This window comes from Sphingobium sp. BHU LFT2, from assembly GCF_018604485.1.
Classification (GTDB): Bacteria; Pseudomonadota; Alphaproteobacteria; order Sphingomonadales; family Sphingomonadaceae; genus Sphingobium; species Sphingobium yanoikuyae_A.
On record NZ_JAFCGW010000023.1, the window covers coordinates 30,531 to 50,150 of the forward strand.

Annotated in this window: 15 protein-coding genes, 1 tRNA gene and 1 pseudogene; 10 read left to right on the forward strand and 7 right to left on the reverse strand. The window is 57.4% G+C overall.

Going from position 1 to position 19,620, the window contains the following annotated elements:
- Window positions 1–81 precede the first annotated feature (81 nt).
- On the reverse strand, window positions 82–1,473 hold the full coding sequence (locus JQK15_RS24140) for a DEAD/DEAH box helicase (RefSeq protein ID WP_136187451.1): 1,392 nt from the start codon (window positions 1,471–1,473) through the stop codon (window positions 82–84).
- Between the two features lie 134 nt (window positions 1,474–1,607).
- Entirely contained in the window at window positions 1,608–2,039 is a 432-nt protein-coding gene (locus JQK15_RS24145) for a hypothetical protein (RefSeq protein ID WP_004207401.1), read from the reverse strand.
- A gap of 77 nt (window positions 2,040–2,116) precedes the next feature.
- Between JQK15_RS24145 and JQK15_RS24150 the strand changes: the two genes are divergently transcribed.
- The 8 genes and pseudogenes from JQK15_RS24150 (at window position 2,117) to JQK15_RS24185 (ending at window position 9,893) form a co-directional block, all read left to right on the forward strand.
- A complete protein-coding gene (locus JQK15_RS24150) occupies window positions 2,117–3,571 on the forward strand; it encodes an FAD-binding oxidoreductase (RefSeq protein ID WP_214868747.1) in 1,455 nt (484 codons plus the stop codon).
- A gap of 116 nt (window positions 3,572–3,687) precedes the next feature.
- The gene (locus JQK15_RS24155; RefSeq protein WP_214868749.1) at window positions 3,688–4,476 is read left to right on the forward strand and encodes a SapC family protein; all 789 of its coding nucleotides are present in this window, start codon (window positions 3,688–3,690) and stop codon (window positions 4,474–4,476) included.
- A gap of 308 nt (window positions 4,477–4,784) precedes the next feature.
- A tRNA-Glu gene (locus JQK15_RS24160) sits at window positions 4,785–4,859 on the forward strand.
- A 695-nt stretch (window positions 4,860–5,554) separates the two neighbouring features.
- Complete coding sequence (locus JQK15_RS24165) at window positions 5,555–6,799, forward strand: IS110 family RNA-guided transposase (protein WP_214868751.1); 1,245 nt, start codon at window positions 5,555–5,557, stop codon at window positions 6,797–6,799.
- 682 nt (window positions 6,800–7,481) lie between these two features.
- Window positions 7,482–7,712, forward strand: coding sequence for a hypothetical protein (locus JQK15_RS24170; protein ID WP_214868753.1), 231 nt, complete (start codon window positions 7,482–7,484; stop codon window positions 7,710–7,712).
- Window positions 7,713–8,101: 389 nt separating this feature from the next.
- A complete protein-coding gene (locus tag JQK15_RS24175) occupies window positions 8,102–8,326 on the forward strand; it encodes a hypothetical protein (RefSeq protein WP_214868755.1) in 225 nt (74 codons plus the stop codon).
- A 4-nt stretch (window positions 8,327–8,330) separates the two neighbouring features.
- Window positions 8,331–9,008 (forward strand): DUF6624 domain-containing protein, encoded by a 678-nt coding sequence (locus tag JQK15_RS24180; RefSeq protein ID WP_214868757.1) that lies wholly within the window; start codon window positions 8,331–8,333, stop codon window positions 9,006–9,008.
- 62 nt (window positions 9,009–9,070) lie between these two features.
- A pseudogene (locus JQK15_RS24185) lies at window positions 9,071–9,893 on the forward strand (IS5 family transposase).
- Between the two features lie 15 nt (window positions 9,894–9,908).
- Here JQK15_RS24185 and JQK15_RS24190 read toward each other — a convergent pair.
- The 5 genes from JQK15_RS24190 to traA all read right to left on the reverse strand — a co-directional run bounded on the left by JQK15_RS24190 (window position 9,909) and on the right by traA (window position 18,808).
- Window positions 9,909–11,003, reverse strand: coding sequence for an MvdC/MvdD family ATP grasp protein (locus JQK15_RS24190; RefSeq protein ID WP_214868758.1), 1,095 nt, complete (start codon window positions 11,001–11,003; stop codon window positions 9,909–9,911).
- Between the two features lie 23 nt (window positions 11,004–11,026).
- Entirely contained in the window at window positions 11,027–13,135 is a 2,109-nt protein-coding gene (locus tag JQK15_RS24195) for a peptidase domain-containing ABC transporter (RefSeq protein WP_214868760.1), read from the reverse strand.
- Window positions 13,136–13,149: 14 nt separating this feature from the next.
- Window positions 13,150–14,370, reverse strand: a complete 1,221-nt coding sequence (locus JQK15_RS24200; RefSeq protein WP_214868761.1) for an HlyD family secretion protein — start codon at window positions 14,368–14,370, stop codon at window positions 13,150–13,152.
- 656 nt (window positions 14,371–15,026) lie between these two features.
- On the reverse strand, window positions 15,027–15,776 hold the full coding sequence (locus JQK15_RS24205) for a DUF6118 family protein (protein WP_214868764.1): 750 nt from the start codon (window positions 15,774–15,776) through the stop codon (window positions 15,027–15,029).
- Between the two features lie 17 nt (window positions 15,777–15,793).
- Complete coding sequence (gene traA / locus JQK15_RS24210; protein ID WP_214868771.1) at window positions 15,794–18,808, reverse strand: Ti-type conjugative transfer relaxase TraA; 3,015 nt, start codon at window positions 18,806–18,808, stop codon at window positions 15,794–15,796.
- 172 nt (window positions 18,809–18,980) lie between these two features.
- Between traA and JQK15_RS24215 the strand changes: the two genes are divergently transcribed.
- Both JQK15_RS24215 and JQK15_RS27335 read left to right on the forward strand, forming a co-directional pair.
- Window positions 18,981–19,286 carry a conjugal transfer protein TraD gene (locus JQK15_RS24215; RefSeq protein WP_214868773.1) on the forward strand — a complete coding sequence of 102 codons (306 nt, stop codon included), beginning with the start codon at window positions 18,981–18,983 and terminating at the stop codon, window positions 19,284–19,286.
- Complete coding sequence (locus JQK15_RS27335; RefSeq protein ID WP_214868775.1) at window positions 19,267–19,545, forward strand: conjugal transfer protein TraD; 279 nt, start codon at window positions 19,267–19,269, stop codon at window positions 19,543–19,545. Before JQK15_RS24215 ends, JQK15_RS27335 begins: the two co-directional genes overlap by 20 nt.
- Window positions 19,546–19,620 lie beyond the last annotated feature (75 nt).

Consider the following 19,620-nt stretch of genomic DNA (forward strand, 5'->3'; position numbering starts at 1 on the left):
CGCCGTCATGGCCACATAACAAAAAAGCCCCCCGCCATGCCTGCGCGTGACGGGGGCCTTTCTCAATCAGCGTGGGGCCGTTCAGCCGCCAAAACCGAAATTCAGGAATTCGGGCACCGGACCGTTCCAGCCATCGTCCGGACCATCATCGGGTTCCTGACGGCGGCCATGCGGCGCCGGCCGTGCAGCCGGCGCGTCACGGCGGTCGTCACGACGATCATCCCGCTTGTCGCTGCGCCGGTCATCCTTGCGCTCGGGCTTGCGGCGCGCGTCGCGGCCACCGGACCGCTCATTGTCGCGCTCCTCGCGATCGGCCTTGCGCGGCTCTTCCTTCGCGCGCGGCGCAGGTGCTGCTGCAACCGGCGTTTCGACATAGTCGATCTTGGTGCCGATCAGCTTCTGGATGTTGTCGATCGCCTCGGCATCCTCGGCCGCGACGAAAGTATAGGCGACACCCTTGGCCCCCGCGCGACCGGTACGGCCGATGCGGTGGACATAGTCATCGGGGTGCCAGGGCGCGTCGAAATTGAAGACGTGGCTGACGCCCTTGATGTCGAGGCCGCGCGCCGCGACGTCCGACGCCACCAGGATATTGACGCTGCCATCGCGGAACCGCTCCAGTTCGGCGATGCGCGATGCCTGGTCGATATCGCCGTGGATCTCGCCCGACTTGAAGCCGTGACGCTGCAGGCTCTTGTTCAGTTCGCGCACCGTGGTCTTGCGGTTGCAGAAGATCACCGCGCTCTGCACATCTTCGGCTTCCAGCATCGCGCGCAGCGCTTCACGCTTCTTGCGCGAATCGACCTTCACCAGTCGCTGGGTGATGTTGGTCGATGCCGTTGCCGGGCGCGCCACCTCGATCGACTTGGGATTGTCCAGGAAACGATCGGCCAGCTTCTTGATGACCGGCGGCATGGTGGCAGAGAAGAGAAGTGTCTGGCGCTGCGCCGGCAGCTTGGTGCAGATTTCCTCGATATCCGGGATGAAGCCCATGTCGAGCATACGGTCGGCTTCGTCGATGACCAGCATGTTGCAGCCGTTGAGCAGGATCTTGCCGCGCTGGAACAGGTCCATCAGGCGGCCCGGCGTCGCGATCAGCACGTCGACGCCCTTTTCCAGCGCCTTGATCTGGTCGCCCATCTGCACGCCGCCGATCAGCAGCGCCATGGAGAGCTTGTGATATTTGCCGTATTTCTCGAAATTCTCGGCCACCTGCGCAGCGAGTTCGCGGGTCGGCTCCAGGATCAGGCTGCGCGGCATCAGCGCACGGGCGCGGCCATGCGCCAGGATGTCGATCATCGGCAGCACGAAGCTGGCGGTCTTGCCCGTGCCCGTCTGCGCGATGCCGATGATGTCCTTCATCATCAGCACCGGCGGGATCGCCTGCGCCTGGATCGGCGTGGGCGTGTCGTAACCCGCCTCGGTTACGGCCTTGAGCAATTCGTCGGAGAGGCCGAGATCGGCAAAAGTCATTCAAATGTCCGGGACAGGAGGTTGGCCGTCCTGCGCGTCCGCACGACGGAAATCGCGCGCGACTTGCGAAAATATCGCCATCTTGTCAAGGAAATCGCGCAACATGCTGGGCAAACCAGCCGTTTTTCTGCCGATCAATCCTCGGCGTCCGCTTCCACCAGCCGCCTGAAGCTGTCGATCCCGCAACTCGCGCCACTGCGCGCCTGCAACTCGTCCCGCCCCGAACAGAGCGATCCATCCTCGTCCGGTTCGACATAGAAGCCTGAATAGAAGCTAGCGGAATCGCATCCTCGCTCCAGCCGCGCGCGATAGCGATGCTTGTCCGCCAGGATCAGGTCGACCCCGTTGGACACCACGATGCTGGCCCCGCGAATCGATCGCAGCGCCACGCAGCGCGGCCCCTTCTTCTCTTCCCAGCGCTCGTCACTCTTGGGCACGACTCGCGTCGGCGCCCGCCCCTTGGCCATCGGAACACGAATGATCACGCGCTGCTCGATCGTCAGTTGCGCCCATTGCACCGGGTCGGCAGCAGGCGCTGCAAGCAGCATCAGGATGGTATGAACCAAGCGGAACCCCTTTTGGGAGTGGCAAGCTATCGGCCAACGGTTGAACCGTCGATGAATTCCGGGGCATAGCATGTCCCATGACAGAACAAGCCATAATCGCACAGGATGCCATCGATCGCTTCGTCGCCCTGCTCGGCCCCAAGGGCGTCATTACCGATGCCGATGATATCGCCCCCTGGGTCAGCGACTGGCGCGGCCGCTATCATGGTGCGGCCCGCGCGATCCTGTCGCCGGCCACGACGCGCGAAGTGGCCGACTGCGTTGCGCTGGCGGCGGAACTGGGCATTGCCCTCGTCCCCCAGGGCGGCAACACGTCGATGGTCGGCGGCGCGACGCCGCCAGCCGATGGATCGGCGCTGATCCTGTCACTGCGCCGCATGAACCAGATCCGCAGCCTGTCAGCCGACGACAATCTGGCAGTGTGCGAAGCCGGGGTCATCCTTTCCAACCTGCACGACGCTGCCGAAGCGGCCGGCCGTCGCTTTCCGCTCAGCCTGGGTGCCAAGGGATCAGCCACGATCGGCGGCCTCACTTCGACCAATGCCGGCGGCACCCAGGTGCTGCGCCACGGCACGATGCGCGCGCTGGTCGAGGGGATCGAGGCGGTGCTGCCCGACGGCAGCATCTTCGACGGGCTGGACGCACTCAAGAAGGATAATCGCGGATATGACATCAAGCAGTTGCTGATCGGCGCGGAAGGCACGCTGGGCGTCATCACCGCGGCCGCCCTGCGGCTGGTGCCCGGCATCGCCGCCCGCGCGGTCGGCTGGGTCGGCGTAAAGACGCCCGCCGACGCCCTCGCCCTGCTGCGCCTGGTCGAAGGCGAACTGGGTGACAGCGTCGAGGGGTTCGAGGTGATTGCCGACGATGGCCTTGGCCATGTCCTGTCCCATATTCCCGGCACACGCTGCCCGATCGAGACCCGCACGCCCTGGCATGTGCTGATTGAAGTCGACCATGGCGACATGCGCGAGCCCGGCCCGACCGAGCGACTGGAAGGCGCGCTCGGCCTGGCGCTGGAACGCGGCATCGCCGTCGACGCCGCCATTGCCGCCAGCGAAGCGCAGGCGGAGGCCTTCTGGCGCATCCGCGAATCCCTGTCGGAATCCGAAAAGGCACAGGGGCCCGCGCTGCAATATGACATCAGCGTGCCGGTGCCGCGCATGCCGGCTTTCATGGTCGAGGCCGCCGCCGCCGCCGAAGCAGCCTTCCCCGGCACGACCGCCTCCTCCTTCGGCCATCTGGGCGACGGCAATGTCCATTTCCATGTCCGCGCCCCCAGGGGCACCAGCGACGGTCCGGCCTGGATCGCCGCACAGGGCCAGGCGATCAACGCCTTCGTCCATGACGCAGTGGTCGCCGCGGGCGGCTCGATCTCGGCCGAACATGGCATAGGCCAGATGAAGCGCGCCGAACTCGGACGCCTCGCCAGCCCAGCCCGCATCCATGCCCTGCGCGCGATCAAGGCGGCCTTCGACCCTCGCGGTATCATGAACCCCGACAAGCTCATCCCTCGCCCCGACGAGGGTTGAGCGCAGCATAGCCACAAAGCGATTGCCTAGCGGGATGGCTCCGATTATCCCGTCACACCCATATTCGGATCAGCGACGCAAGCCTTGCGCGCTTTCTAACAGGACGGAACAACATCATGGCCAGCGCGCCCGCGAACAGCCTTCCCATCTTCTACAACGACCTGATCCCGCTCAGCACCGTCGATCATGCCGATTATCGCACCCAGCCGGTCGATGCTGCTCCGTTCCTGGTGACCCAGCACGCCGTGCCGCTGACCATCGACGAATTCGTCTCGGCCCAGCGCTTCGTGCCGATCATCTTCTCGGCCGGCCAGGATTCGGTGCCGCTCGCGCTGATGGGCCTCAATGAAGGCGTGAACGTCTTCGTCGATGACGAAGGCAAGCTGCGCGGCCCGGCCTATGTCCCGGCCTATGTCCGCCGCTATCCCTGGATGCTGGCCAAGCTGCGTCCCGACAGCGACGAACTGTCGCTCTGCTTCGATCCGACCAGCAAGGCGATCGGCACCGAAGGCGATGGCCCGGTCCTGTTCGAAAATGGCCAGCCGACCGACGTGACCAAGGGCATCCTGAAATTCTGCGAGGATTTCGAGCAGGCAGCCGCCCGCACCGGCCAGTTCATGAAGGATCTGGCCGAAATGGACCTGCTGATGGACGGCGAAGTCGCGATCCAGACCCCGAACAACGAGCAGCCCTTCGTCTATCGCGGCTTCCGCATGGTGAACGAGGAAAAGTTGCGCGACCTGCGCGGTGATCAACTGCGCAAGATCAACCAGAACGGCCTGCTGCCGCTGATCCACGCCCATCTCTTCTCGCTGCAGCTGATGCGCGAGATCTTTGAAGCGCAGATCGGTCAGGGCAAGGGCCCGATCGCCGCGCCGACCGCGCCGGTGGCCGTGGAAGCCTGAAAGCCCGATTAACTCCGTTAATCGCAAATATATCGGGACAGGGCGGGGCTTGCTCTTGAAAGCAGCCGCGCCCTGTCCTATTTCTGTTGCATGCGATGCACCTGCCCCCCTTTCGGGTGTTTCGTATAGGGCGCCTCCCCCTTGGAGGCGTCTCCTCCCTGAACCTGGCCACCCCGTGCATCGCATGGGGTGGTTTTTTATGGGCTGCAGTTGATGCACGACGCCGCAGAAACTTTTGCCGCTTTCGCTTGACGCCATCGCCGCGCCTGCCTAAAGGCACGCCCCTGCCTGTCGCCCATGCGACATACGGCCCCTTCGTCTAGCGGTTAGGACGCGGCCCTCTCACGGCTGAAACACGGGTTCGATTCCCGTAGGGGTCACCAGTCAAGTGCTTTAATGCCTTGATATTGTGTGATAATTCGACTTTTTGGTCCAGCCAATACCACAGGCGTTCCCTCATTTCATCTGGGTTCGCGTGAAGCAAGCCTGTCCCCGGTCGGACATCCTTGTTATTGCCGCGCTATGTTCGCGCCCAACGCCAAGCGAGCGTCCGGTTAAAGCGACAGTCGCAGCGCGTTCGGTCGAACCATATTACGTCATGCCAGCGAAGGCGGCAGCACGTTGACGCCCGCTTTCCCAAGAGCACCTTTGTTGTAACTCGCTAAAGGTTGCAATCTGACCTGCCTCCTCGGGGGCGGTTTAGCCGTGTATTTTCTCCCGCGGCGATGGTATGCTCGACCGGGCAAGCGTGGGTGCAATGTCGGCCAAACGCTATGCACCAGAAGTCGGGTATCATGGTTGCACATACCACTATTTCCGCAGCGGACACTCTGGCGACAACTCCCCGCCGCTACGCCCCCTGTACCTCGTTCGCGTCCGCGTGAGCCTGTAGTAGGATCGGCGGACGGGCCACCCTGCCGGGAGCGACCAATTCGCCCCCTGCGCCCCGAGCACCTGGGGGGGACACGTGCCCCGGCAGGTGGCCGCGATGACGTCCCGTGGGGAGTATGCGCCTTGGAGCGCCAGTACAGGGAATGACGGAGATCGCGGTCGGCTCGGGCCAAAGGAGGTCATAGCCATGGAACAGGAAAGGCGTTGGTATGTAGGCATTGATTGGGCTTCTGTGGACCATGTCGTCCGTGTGTCAGATGCCCATGGTACAAAAATAGGCGAACGATCTTTCAAACACGGCGGTGAAGGATTGAACGCGCTGGCGAGTTGGATCCTGGAGGTTACAAAAGCACCGCCAGCCGCCGTTCATATCGCCATTGAAGTTCCGCATGGGCCGATCGTCGAAAGCCTGATGGAGCATGGCTTCAACGTCTACGCCATCAATCCCAAACAGCTTGACCGGTTTCGCGATCGCTTCTCGCCTGCCGGGGCGAAAGACGACAGCCGCGACGCCTGGGTGCTGTGTGACGCGATACGCACCGACCCGCGTTGCTTTCGGACGCTTCTATCGCTCGACCCGGTTCTGGTCGAATTGCGCGAATGGTCACGTATCGCCGAGGAACTGCGGCATGACCGCAACCGTCTGAGCAATCGGGTGCGCGAGCTTCTCTGGCGCTACTATCCTCAACTGCTCGAACTGACCGAAGACGTAGGAGCCCCATGGTTCCTCGCACTTTGGCGCCTCGTGCCGACCCCCGCGAAGGCAAAGCGCATCCGCGAAGCCACCATTGCCAAATTGCTGAAACGCTATCGAATCCGGCGGATCACCGCCGGCCAGATACTGGAAAAGCTGCAGGTTGCCGCCATTCCGGTTGCCCCTGGGACGATCAACGCAGCGACCGGACACCTCGAAGCGGTTGCCATGCGCCTCGATCTCGTCAATCGCCAGATTACCAGCGCGGATGCCCGGATCGACCATCTCACAGGCCAACTCGCCGCTAGTGAAAATACTGACGCGGGGCAGCAGAATGAGCAGCGCGACGTGACGATCTTGCGATCCTTGCCGGGCGTCGGAAGGATCGTCCTCGCCACGCTGCTCGCAGAAGCATCCGATGCCCTGCAACGCAGAGATTATCATGCATTGCGATGTTTGTCCGGCGTCGCGCCGATCACCAAACGCTCCGGTAAGAGCCGGATCGTCATTATGCGCCAGGCCGTTCATGTCCGGCTCCGCAACGGCGTCTATCATTGGGCACGCGTCGCCATTCAGCACGATCCACGCAGCCGCGCAAAATACATAGCTCTACGCGCTCGCAGGCATGGTCATGGGCGCGCCCTGCGATCTGTTGCCGACCGCCTGCTCGCCGTCGCCTGCACAATGCTGCTCAATCAGACCAGCTTCGACCCGGCGCTCGCTTCCAAGACTATCTGAGCGCACCTTCCCAAACTGCATGTCGTTGCGCAGCAGGCTGCGTAGCGTAGCCTCCGGCTGCGCGAAGCGAAGCAGCCTGCTGCGCAACGACATTTGTGCTTGCTAAATGGTGGGGAGTCCCCCCCCTGATTCAGGCAAACTGCCTGCCTGCAGTATCGATCCCAAAATCATCCGCAGTCTTGTCGATGGCAACGCCTATTCGTTTCCTTTCTTGCGCTAGAGGATCGCAGGCATGGCGGCTGTCAGCTACGATACGGCGCCCTGGGGCACATCGGCAACGTCAAGGTCATCGCGTCCGAGCCCGCAGACGCTTTTGACGAGGCTGCTCGGAGTGCCATTGTAAATGCGAGGGTCGTCAAAAGCGAAACCGGATATCTTGATTGCGTGCATCGCGTTCGGTTCAAATTGCCGTCCGAACCTATGACGCGAGCTGCGGCAGGTAATTAGTTCTGCACTCGCCGAAACTGATCTGAGTTCTGACGTTGCGCACCGGGCGGAGCAAATGTCATCGCGACTGCCTTTGCACCGATTGGGCAAGTGTCACAGATGTGATAGACACGACTAGGCGATTTGATACTTTGGAGCGCAACAGGCGGGACCGCCACCATTTGGAGTGATGGCCATGAGGATATGTACGCTTACGTTGGCTTTGGGAGCGCTCGCGATTGGAAGCGGCGTCACAATGGCAAACGAGAATCCTACTCAGCCCCGCAAATGTGGGTACACGGTACAGCAGGTCGCAGATCGCGATAAATCGTCTTCATTCAAGAAAGAGCAAGATGCGCCGATGCGGCTGCGGGCTGTCGATAGAAAGGTCGACGGTTGCCCGGTTCTCGTCATGGTGGATAGCGACAAGACGATCGAACCGCCTAGCTTTGCGGGCGCTTCCGCGAAGAAATTTCCGGCTCATTGAAAGCCTATCACGCGAACCCAACGAACAATGAATTCGTTGGTAGTCTTTAGGGTCATGATGCTCGTAAGCCTCACTGAATCGCCCCGGCGGGGCCGGAGCGTTTTTTGGGCAATCGTTATGGCGTTCCGGCAGCGCTGAAACCCCGTTGAGAAGCCCGTAGGCAATTTCGCCTCTAGGGTCAGCACGACTACGCCATTTGTGCCATATAGTGTTGGTCAGTATTCAGCGCTCCCTTGTCAACATTAGGCAGCACTGCAATCCTATCTCGGCGCTGCCGCCGCCGCCCCGGTCGGTGTAAGTAGACGGCGGAAAGGCCATCCAGAGCGGCGCCTACGCCTTGAGCTTGGCAGGCCATCCGTTCCCGCGAGGCAGTCCCGCACGATGCGCCGTTGGAGCTTGGTGCTTTCCCCAGCATTGGCGGTGACAGTGCCATCGCCAGCAAGTTCCGCCTCGATCCCACCGATTACCTCCTTGTCGCGGATGCCATATCCACATTGAGCAATGCGCCGAACAATTCCATCGTTACGCTTCCCGCCGCCAGTGTCTCATCCATCAAATACCTTGATGATAGCGGGAATAACGTCCACGATTACCGCAATTCGCAAAAGGAGTAGTGCGATGCTTGCATTCGGCTTGCTAATTCAAGCGACAATTTCCGTTGCTAATCCGTCTCCATCTTTAACTGGGTTCCAACAGCAAATCCGAGATGCCTATGTGGCCGTGGAAGCCGCCCAAAGCAAAAAGCCACCGGCGAAGGATGCATCCGAACAACTGATAAGGCTCGGTGAACGTGACCAGGCGGGCAGGATCGCCTACCAACAACTCGATTTCAGCCAAGTTCCCGAAAACCAAAGGACCGCCTGGAGAACGGCAATTTTCAGTGAGATTACGCGCCATGACAAAATCTATCAAGATGAACTGAAATCTCTTATTCCTGCCGAAGGATGGTTTAAGCTAAGCGTTTATGGGAAAGAGGCTTCGCGAGCAGCCTTTCTAATCGTACAGCATGCAGTAAACGATACAACATTTATGAAATCAGTTTTGCAAAAGCTGGAAAAATTTGTTCAGCAAGGAGAGGCTGAAGGACAGTTGTATGCGATGATGTACGATCGAGTTGCACTGGAGTTCGATCAGAAGCCTCAGCTTTATGGCACCCAAGTGAAATGCGACGACGGGAAATGGGGCGCATACAATTTGTTGGAACCGGAAAAAATAGATGAACGACGTAAATCTATAGGTATGACACAAACCTATCAGCAGTACCTCGCCATGTTTGACAACTCGAAGTGCCCTTAGATTTTGTTTGGGAAATCGGTGACAGGGTTGCCGAGCGGCTTTGCGTTTCATTCAGGCTGTGAATGTGGACCCAGCAGAGCCGAGGGCGAATGGCACAGATTGCCAAGAAGACGAAGCGTTATCCCAGCGATCTTACCGATGAGGAATGGGATCGTCTGGCGCCCCTGATGCGTGGGCCGGGCCGGCGGGGCCGTCCACGCGAAGTGGATTTTCGCGAGGTGATCAACGCCGTGCGCTACCTTGTTCGTTCGGGCTATGGCTGGCGAATGCTGCCGATCCATTTCGTTGCATGGCAGAGCGTATTTGGCTCGTTCCGGGAATTGGCGCACAGGTTCCTGTTCCTGACGATCCACGACATCGAATTGATGCTTTATCGAGAGCGCCAAGGGCGGGAGGCAAGTCCGAGCTCCGCAGTGATCGACAGCCAGTCGGTCAAGTCGTCCTCAGCGCAAGAGCGCGGGTACGACGCTGGAAAGAGTTTGTCGGGCGAAAGCGACATGTCGCCGTCGATACCGATGGAAGGTTGCTGACGGTCAACCTAACCACTGCGGATATTTCGGACAGCGCCGGCACCCAGACCATCCTTAATGGCATCCGCAGGCGCTGGTCCTGGGGCAAGCATCTCTTCGCCGATGGCGCCTACGACTGCCTAAAGCTCATAGACAAGGCCAGCCATCTGGACTTCGTCGTGGAGGTCACTCGACGCAGTGATCAGCAGCAGGGCTTCAAGGTGCTGCCCAGACGCTGGGTCGTCGAACGGACTTCGCCTGGATCATCCGATGGCGCCGATTGGTCCGGAAATATGAGGAGCGGATCGACGTTTCTCACGCCATGATCCTCGTCGCTATGGACGGTAATCTCCTACGCCGAAATGCCCATCCCTGATTTTCAAAAGCGAGATCAAATCATCAAATCTTGGGGGACATGATTCTCCTGATTATCACTGTGCAACTCTCTATAACGGTCACTGTTGACCACCTCGTCGAATGTGATCACATTTTCATGGCGCATCATATCTGCCTCTGGATCAATCAAAAATCTAGAAAATGCATTTAAGAGCGCGAGCTCAGGATCTAATTGCTCCATGAAAAGGAATTGGCCAGACTCGTTTACTTCTAGAAAAATCCATTCATCATTGCGCTTTATGATGAAGTCAAACGCACCGTATACCAGTCCGAGCGATAAAAGCATCTTAAAGCAGAAATCTGCTACATGATCCGGTACGCGCATCCTCTTCATTTCAACAGAGCCCAGAGAATGATTTCTCCAATCAACTAAGGTTCTTTCGTTTCTCTGCGAAAGTATTTCAACAGCATATAGATGCTTCCCAAAAACCACCACTCTCACTTCTGTTTTCTTTATGATTTTTTCCTGGAATATGCCGGTCGATAACCGTTGGATTTCTTCGGATGCGAGATCGCTCCGACATACATCAACGGTTTCATGCACGGCATTTTTGCCATCCAAAACTTCACCCAAAGAGATGAATGGCTTATAAATTACGTGCTCGTGCTCATCAAAAAATCTCAAAAGATCAGCTGGTTTGTTTGATATAAGGGTGGCAGGAAATGCAAAGCCGAGATCCCGAGCTATTTTCAATTGGAGAATTTTTGAGTTAGCTGCATATTGCGCCACTCTAGGGTTAACCCAGAATGCGCTTTCTGAAAGCGCAATCCATATATACCTAAAGTACGTTCTCGCTTCTATTTTCATAAACGGCAAGTCTTGATCGTTTAATAATCCATCAGGTATTACGGGTGCGGTTAGTCTTCTATTCCATACAACTGAAATATCACTAAAATTAAAATCGAAGTCATTGCCCTCGAACCTGCAATCCAACCCAATTTCATTACTAATATTAACAGAATTAAATTGCCGAGACGGAAAATCAGCCCCATGTATCATAATCGGTTTGGCCCCGAGCCTTTCCAAGGCGCAGAATACGGCTAATGCATGGATGTCATTCGACTGAGTGGGTATAAGAATATTTTTCACATTGTTCTCCTATCGAAGCCGAACTACCTGCGCTCTATTGCCTCTCCATTAAATATTTCGATTTTCCTGTCCGCCGAATTTATCGTCGACTCCCGATGTGCAACAATAATCCTGGTAATGCCCATATCAGAAATCGACGAATTTACCTTTCTCTCCGTTTCGGAATCCAAATGGGCCGTCCCCTCATCAGCGAACAAGACCTTCGGGCGCCGGTAGAGTGCGCGGGCGAGTAGAATCCGTGCTATTTGTCCACCTGATAGCGCCGACCCCATATCGCCCACCAAGCTATCGTAACCCATAGGAGTCTTTTCAATAAATTCATGTATGGCGGCCTTCTTCGCCGCATTAACCACCTCAGCAAGATCTAACGAAGAATCGAAGAACGCAATATTTTCCGCTATTGATCCACTATAAAGATCGTCGTTTTGAGCGACATATCCGACGTTTCTTCTCCACATTAACTTTGTTCTGTTATCTAAAGGCCTCCCGTCCACTTTTACAATTCCACTTGTAGGATCTAATAAGCCCACCATAATTTTAATTAAGGTTGTCTTCCCTTCCCCAGATGCGCCCACAATGGCGACACTCTCACCCGGAGCGATATCAATGTTAATATTTTTTAGGACTTCGTCTTCGCCAACACCGTACGAAAAATGCACATTCTGTAGCGAAATTGCTCCATTGAACGGAGGAGCATCATTCATACGCTCTTTGAATGGTTCGGGATCTTCGAGAACGATGTCAGATAAGCGGTCCAAATGAACTGAAAGCATTCTGTACTCACCGTGGAGTTGGAGTACGCGAATTCCGGATATTTGTAAAAAAGAGTAATACGCAACAATTGCAATTGCCGAGCCAAGTGTAATATCGCCTTCTATTGCAGAATAAATGGCGAAAAGCGCAAATATGACATTTGTCAGATTGCAACAAGATTGCTTTATTGTTTCCGACGAGTTTTTAAGTCTATTTACGTAAATTGCCCTGTTTGTGGACCTTGATTTGCGATCTCGCCATATACGCAATCGCGAAAATTCGTTTCCACTTGCCTTTATCCCCGAGATGCCTTGGAGGCTCTCGATGATTGTGGAGCTATCTGCTGCCTGCGCGATTAAAGCTTCAGCCGTTGCAACATTGATTCGCGGAACATAGTAAAAATGTATAACCGCTATAAGGAAAATTCCTAATGTGGCGATGAATGATGCAGGCCAATACATAAATGATAGAAGGAAAACTATAGATACGAGCGTAATAATATCTAATCCACCTACTACCAATCCTTTGCTTAGGAGATCCGTGATTTGCGTTGTTGCATTAAACCTAGAAATTACATCTCCTACGTACCTCTTTTCAAACCAAGCCAATGGAAGGCGAAACAGGTGAGAGACAACGTTCGAAATAATCTGAAAATCCAAGATTTGGGAAACGTCTGAGGCTAGGCGAGCTCTCGCCCAAGAGGCGGCACCGCCAAAAATTGCGAGTATAGCAAATCCGATTGAAAATATAATTAGTGCAAATGTATCGCTCGAACTGTAAATATCATCGACAGCGACTTGTACGAATAGCGGTGACAGAAGGGTCGCGATCTGTATCAATACCGTCAAAATCAACAAGCTTGATAGAGATGAGAATACGCCTTTGCTAGAAGACCATAAATCCCATAGATGTAATTTAGTTTTTTGAATTTTACGAACAAAATTAGCGCTGGGGGTAAGTTCAAGCGCTATTCCGGTAAAATGTTTCGAAAATTCTTTTTCAGTTAGCTTTCTTATGCCTACAGACGGATCATTAATCGTGTAGGTCCTTGTATGACGGGTACTTTTTATAGCAGTTAAAACAACGAAATGATCGAGATTCCAATGCAATATTGTTGGAAGATCTATCTCGTTAAGGTGCTCGATTTCAACTCGCATAGGCCTTGCGTGAAAATTCAAGCTGCCGGCGACTTTTATGATTGACGATAGATTTAGACCCCTAAGTGATATGGGGAAATCTCTTCGCAGATTTATTAAGTCAACTTCATAACCATGATAGTTGCAGACCATTGCTAAGCAAGCAAGACCACATTCAGTAACTTCCGACTGATATATCAGTGGAACCTTTTTTCGTTCAGGAATTAAGTTGTTCATTTCCATTTTATATCAATCTTCTAATTTATTTTATTACGAAAGGCGTCTGTAATTCTACCAAGGACGGTTGTTTGCTTGCTAATAACGTCGACGCTTGCGGTCATATTTGGCCCCAAATCCTTTGGTAACGCTGCCCTCCGTGACGGAGTGAGTACCACTCGTATAGCCGGCCCCTCTAGAGCGATAGGTCCAGGCGTTTGATCAGAGGTGGTCGATGAAAGCGACACCTGCGCAACGGTCGCTGACACCTGTCCATATTGTTGATGAGGGTAGGCATCAAAACGGATCACGGCTCGATTGCCGACCTGAAGCTTCCCCCGTTGATTGGCGGGAAAGTACGCTTCAATTGAGAACGTCGATGCGTCATCGATGATTGAGCCAAGCGTGGTATCTTCGCGAACCGTTCGTCCGACACGTGCGTTCCAACCGGCTGCGTAACCGGAAGCCAGAGCTCGAATTTCATATCGAGACTGAGCATCGAGGGTCTTCAAACGCTCATTCGCTGCATCTTTGGCTGCCGAAGCTGTTCGCTCGCGCTGCTTTGCCTCAACTGGATCCCTTGCAATTTGGGAATCAATTGCGTCGATTTTGGACTTTGCTTCGGCTACTTTCGTACGCAATGCAGACAGATTCTGCTGCTTAACGAGCACTTCCTGATATCGTCGCTCCGTCTCCGTCTTACTAATGAAGCCTCGCCGAGCGACTTCCTCTATCTGTTTGAAAGAAGCCTTAGCGGATTCGACCAACACTTCCTGAATTTGCAGTTGACTATATGCCTCTGCCAATTGCTGGCGCGCTATTTCTCTCTCCTTGATCATCTTTTTTCGATTTATTGGCTGAATTTCAAGTTCAAGATTATATTGGTCAAAAGCCGCAGCTGCTTGCTGCTCTATTAGAGACCGTACTTCGTTCCGATTTTCGGAAGCGACAAGAGCTGTGTCTAGCTCAGCTATTATGTCTCCCTTGTTAATAAAATCTCCCTCATTAAATTGTGAAGAGATTATTATCCCATTTTTAGGAGATTTTATTATCAAGGGCGAAGACCCGCGTATCACAAATCCGCGGCCAGAGACCCGATTAGGAAATGGTGTGAAGTAAGACCAGACGCCGGCAACAATGAAAAAACTCATGAGTCCAAATGAGATGGATAATTTTGAAATTTTCGCCGGTAGTATGATTTCTCCCTGAAGATTATTTTTCCTATTTCTTAGAAAATCTTCTCTAAATAGCCCGCTTTTCACAATGGTACTCGCTTAGTACATTGGAGAAATAGGCCCCCCTCCAAATTTCAGAGGGGGAGCCAGACGATTAGGGCTGGGCCCAATCGTCACAGGTTCCAAATCCGGGGTGTTGCGTTGCACAAGTGCCGCCGGCAATTTCGCCCAGTTCGCCTTCGTCGAGAGTTCGAGCGAGTTTCGACGAAAGTGTACGCTCGATTTCGGCAGCAAAATCCTTATCCGAGGCGGGTTTCGTAGTCTCTGACATAGTACCTCCACTCGTTAGTCGCCCTCACTGGGCGAATCGCAGGCTAACGCAACCTTCGCTATCAATCAAATTACTGATTTGATTTGTTTCCAAATTGTTGCTAGCCTTATTATCAATTTGCAAATATGGATCTATCAGGCGCGATCCCTTTACGATCTATTGTCGTTGTCCTCAGCGTTCGAACCCTGCTTCCGTATAAGGCGATGTACTCAACGGTACAATTATCGCGTGCTCGAAAACTAAGTTTCGTGATCTATATGGGTCATTAGCGTCGGGTTTTAGCGCTTTCTCGCCAAATCTCGGTTGGTCTGGTCCTAGGTTTTAGGGGAAGGTATGGCATTGCCGTTCCCTTTGAGAGTTTCGATTTGACCATGAGCGTATCGGCTTTACGGCCTGTCGCTAATCGAACCGACTAACGTTGCCCTATCCTGATCGAGCATCGCACCGGCTCCTTGGCTTTCTCCGCCGCTCTCTTGCACGCGGCGATGGGGTCATGGTTCTCGCGCGCCATGTCGGCTGCATCAACGATACCCTGCCAGCCTTCCGGGTTCCCGGCGCGCATCAGACGGATGCCTGCTTCCCATGGCGATGCCTCCCCCATCGTGCGCGTAGCGATCCGTTCGGACCAGTGCCAGCCATTGGGTGCAAGGCTCGCCGCCCATCCCGGATAGAACAGCCACAGGAGCGATACCGCCAGCGCCGTGCCTATGCCAGCGTAAAGAGTGTGCCGGCGTTGCCGATCCTTGGTGCGGATCGCGCCGATAACCCGCATCTGATCCGCATGGGCTTCGCGCAGAAGCGCCTGTGCCTGTTTGATGTACGCCTTGTCCGTGTCCCGCGCCGCGTCCGCTGACACGGTAATTCGTTCCGCCATGCTCTCCGGGGTCATGTTGAGCGCTTCGGACTGCGCAAACGCCTTCATACGCTTGGCGATCTCGGCCAGGGCGGCGTTGATCTTGGCGAGCGTTGGATTGTAGTCGGGAACCTCGATGCTCTGCTTCTCGACGGCGATATGCTCAAGGGCGCGGGCGATCACCGCCAGACGCCCGTCCATACGTTGCTCCATCGCCTCCACGCGCGCCGCCAGGTGCGCGAACGCCTCCGCCGCCGTGCCGGTCGGCGGCCGGGGTTCCGGCTCGTTCAACAGGGATTGATCGTCCATATGCACTTCTCCTTGGTCTAGCGTTCCATGCCGCGGCTCATGTCGCGGCCATGATCGAAGGGGATGGAAGCGGCGAGGTCACGGCCGATGCTGCGGCCCATGTCCTGACCAATCTCAAGGCCAAGCTCGCGGCTGCGCAGGCCCAGCACGGACTCAAGCTGGGCGTCGCGCTCAAGGCTTTTCGCCATGTCGGCCATGTGCTGCGCCGTGGTCTTCGCACCCCGGAAATTGCCGTCGCGCACAAGCTCCTGATGCTGGCGCTGCAACTGCTGCCAGCCTTCCACGAACCTGTCAGCTCGGCTGTAGGGATCGATGCGGATTTCCGCCTCCGCCTGCATCGCGCGCACGGCCTCATGGCCGCGTCCTTGCGCTGCCTCGCGGATCAGTTCCGGGCCAGCCCGAAACGCACTGTTCAAATCTGTCGAGCCTTCGGGCCGGATCGCATCCAGAGCGTCGCGTGCCCGGTCCAGCGCCTCGCGCTGGTGGGGCATGGGATCGATGCCCTGCGCACGGGTCTGCCGGATCGCATCCACCGCCTTGGCGTAGCGCTCAACCGCCCCGCGCAAACCGCCTGCGCGCATCGGCTGCGGATCATGCTCGCGCTGTTGATGACGGGCTGGATCGTGAACAGGCGCGGAAGCGAAGCGGCCGAGGTCCAGACCGTCGAACATGCCGCGTCCGGGTTCGGGCGCGGGCGATGGCACGCGATCCTGACCGGGCAGCGAGAGGCGCAACCCATCGAAGATCCCGCGCGCTTTCTCTGCGATCGGTCTGACGATTTCCGCGACGCGCTCGCCGAAGCTGATTCCGCGCCGCTCGGCAAATTCCTTGGCCGGATCGACCTGGCGGTAGTCGCTCGCCATGTCCTTGGCGCGCTCGCGAGACAGGGTGCGGACTAGGCGGGAATCGTCCTTGAAATCATCCCGCCCATAATGGAAGTCCACGCCCTCCCGGTGGCGGGTGAGGACGACATAGGTTCCGTGCCGGTCCATCCCCGGCGTGGCGAGCGCATGGGTACGATCGACACTGACCGCCTGTGTCTTGTGGATCGTGGCGGCATAGCCATGATCGAGGTCGCGATAGTCCTTCAGGTCGAACGCCACAGAGCGCCCGTCATCGGTGCGCACGCTCATGCTCTGCTCGTTGACGCGCTCGATGGTCCCCAGCGTGCCGTTCTTCACGTCCATGCTGCGTTCGTTGCGCCGAAACATGACGCGATCCCCGGACGCAAAGTCCCGGTCGCCGTTCGCGGTCTTCACACGGGCATCGTCGCCCAGTTCGCCCGCATCGCGCCGCCGATCGCGCGCCATCTCGTTGAGCGTCCGCACCTCGTCATTGGTATGGGTGAAGATCATCCGCGTCTTGTCGGGTTCGGCCAGCCGCGCAGCGTCCCAGCGAACGATCAGATCGCCACGCGCCTGTTCGCGGGTCTCGGCGGCATGCAGCATGCCATGATCTGCATAGGCCCGGATCGCCTCGCCGGTCCTCCCGGTCGCCAGATGGCGGGTCGCGTCTTTCTGCCAGTCCTCATGCTGGCGGCGGATTTCGGTGATCTCGACGCCGCCGTGCCGTTCATGAATGGCGCGGAACGCCGCGCCCGCCTCGATCGCCTGCAACTGCTCGGCATCGCCAACAAGCACGATCTTCGCGCCCGCTCTTTCGGCATGGGAGAGCACGCGCTCCATCTGGCGGGTGCCGACCATGCCCGCCTCGTCGATCACCAGCACGTCGCGGGCAGTGAGAAGATCGCGTCCGTTGGCCCAGCCATATTCCATGCTGGCGATGGTGCGCGAGGCGATGCCGGAACCATTCTCCAGCCCCTCCGCCGCGATACCCGACAGCGCCACGCCGCGCACCTCGAACCCCGACCGCTCCCACGCCTCTCGTGCAACGCCCAGCATCGCGCTCTTGCCGGTGCCTGCGTAACCTACGACGATGCTCAAATCCCGATCGCCGGTCACATGCTCGAACGCCGCGCACTGCTCTCCCGACAGCAACAATCCGCGCCCCTCCGCGCTGACCAATGCCGCCTCCCGCGAATTCTCGTCCGTGCGATGCCGTTCGCGCCCAGCCATCAGTTCGGACGCGCGCTGCAACCGCTGCTCGGTCTCGATCATGTCGCGGCTGGTAAACCGATCCTCGCCGCGCCCGTCCTTGCCCAGCGCGATCAGGTCGGGCGAGGCACGAACCGCGCTCATCGCCCGGTCATACTGGTCCTTGCCGTCGCTGTGCCGGTGGACGAACATCGCAAGGTCGCGATTGGTGAACGTCGCCTGATTGTGGGTGATCGAATTGAGCGCTACGGACGGGTCGGCAATGATCTTCTCGCCGTTGCGCTGGGCGACGGCACGGTGATCCTCGATCCGCTCGGATTCAAGGCCGCGCTCGCCCATGCGTGATGCGGCGGGGCCGATCTTGTCTTGTGGTTCAAGGTCGATGCCCTGCGCCTCCAAAGATCGGTGATCTATGCGGGCATCAATATCCAGTTCGGCAAGACGGGCGTTGACGTGATCGGCCCAGCGCTCGCGCCATTCCTCGACAAGTTCAGTGCGGTTCCAGTCGCGGACCTTTGCGCCGAAGCCGTCTTCGCCGACCTCCCTCATGGTGAGCATGACATGGGCATGGGGCTTCGCCAGCTTGTCTGCGCCAATGTCCCAATGCACATTGAGGTCGGCGATCATGCCGCGATCGACAAACTCGGCGCGCACGAAATCCTGTGCGAGCGCGATGCCCTGCGCCTGATTCATCTCGCGCGGGATGGCGAACTCGACTTCGCGCGCGAGTTGCGCATCCTTGCGCTTCTCGGTCGCTTCAACCTCGTTCCAGAGGGTGGCGCGATCCGAAAAGCGTTCGGGCGCGCCTTCGGGCAGGAGGATTTCCGAATGGACGACGCCCGCCTTGTTCGTGAAGTCATGGGTGCGGTCGAGGTGCTCGTCGTGCAGCCGCTCGGCCGCGCGATAGGCCGCTGCCGCAACGGCGCTGCGCCCTTGGCCGCGCCCGATGACTTGAACGGAGAAATGGTAGATCGCCATAGCGACATACCATCTACTGCCTTAAGCGCACGTCGGCACGACGTATAAGCGCGCCCTTCTCGAAATTTTCCTGGAAGGGACTAGGCGGTGTCAGACTGTCCCGGCGACTCTACTGCGTGCCACAGGTCCTTCTTCTATCATGAGTGCATCATCATTCAACGGAGACTTGATCATGCGCAAACCCCGCGATTTTGATTCGGAGCTGAAGGCGCTGGCTGACAAGGCAAAGCAGTTGAAGGAACGGCGCGTACGCCAGTTGGGCGAACTGGTCGCGGCAACCGGCGCGGATGTGCTCGACGCCGATATGCTGGCCGGGGTGCTCCTTCATGCGGCGCGCAGCAAGGATGCGACAGCCAAGGAGGCGTGGCGCAAGGCAGGCGCCGCCTTCTTTCGCGGCGACAAGCGCCAGCCTGCGGGCGGACCTGATCGCCTCCAGAGCGGCACTCTCCCGCTCGACGGTGGCTCGGCATCGGCTTGAGGCACAGAAGGCAAGAACCGACAGGCGAGACTGGGCCGTCAAGCGCCGGGAACGGACCCGTCATCTGATCGAATTGGGTGGCCTCGTCATCAAGGCCGGCCTGGTCGATCTCGTCGATGACAATCGTGCCACACTCTATGGCGCCTTTCTCGCCGTCGCGGACAGGCTGCGCGGAGAGGATCGGCAACAGGCGCTGGCTCTATGGCAGCGCAAGGGCAAGCGTGCGTTCGAGGCCGAAAGCGATCAGCGCGAGCGATAGATTGTCGTGCTTGCCTGCTCTACCGGCTGTATCACTTCGTCAGCGCTGGCGATGACAAAACGGCCGGATGGATCG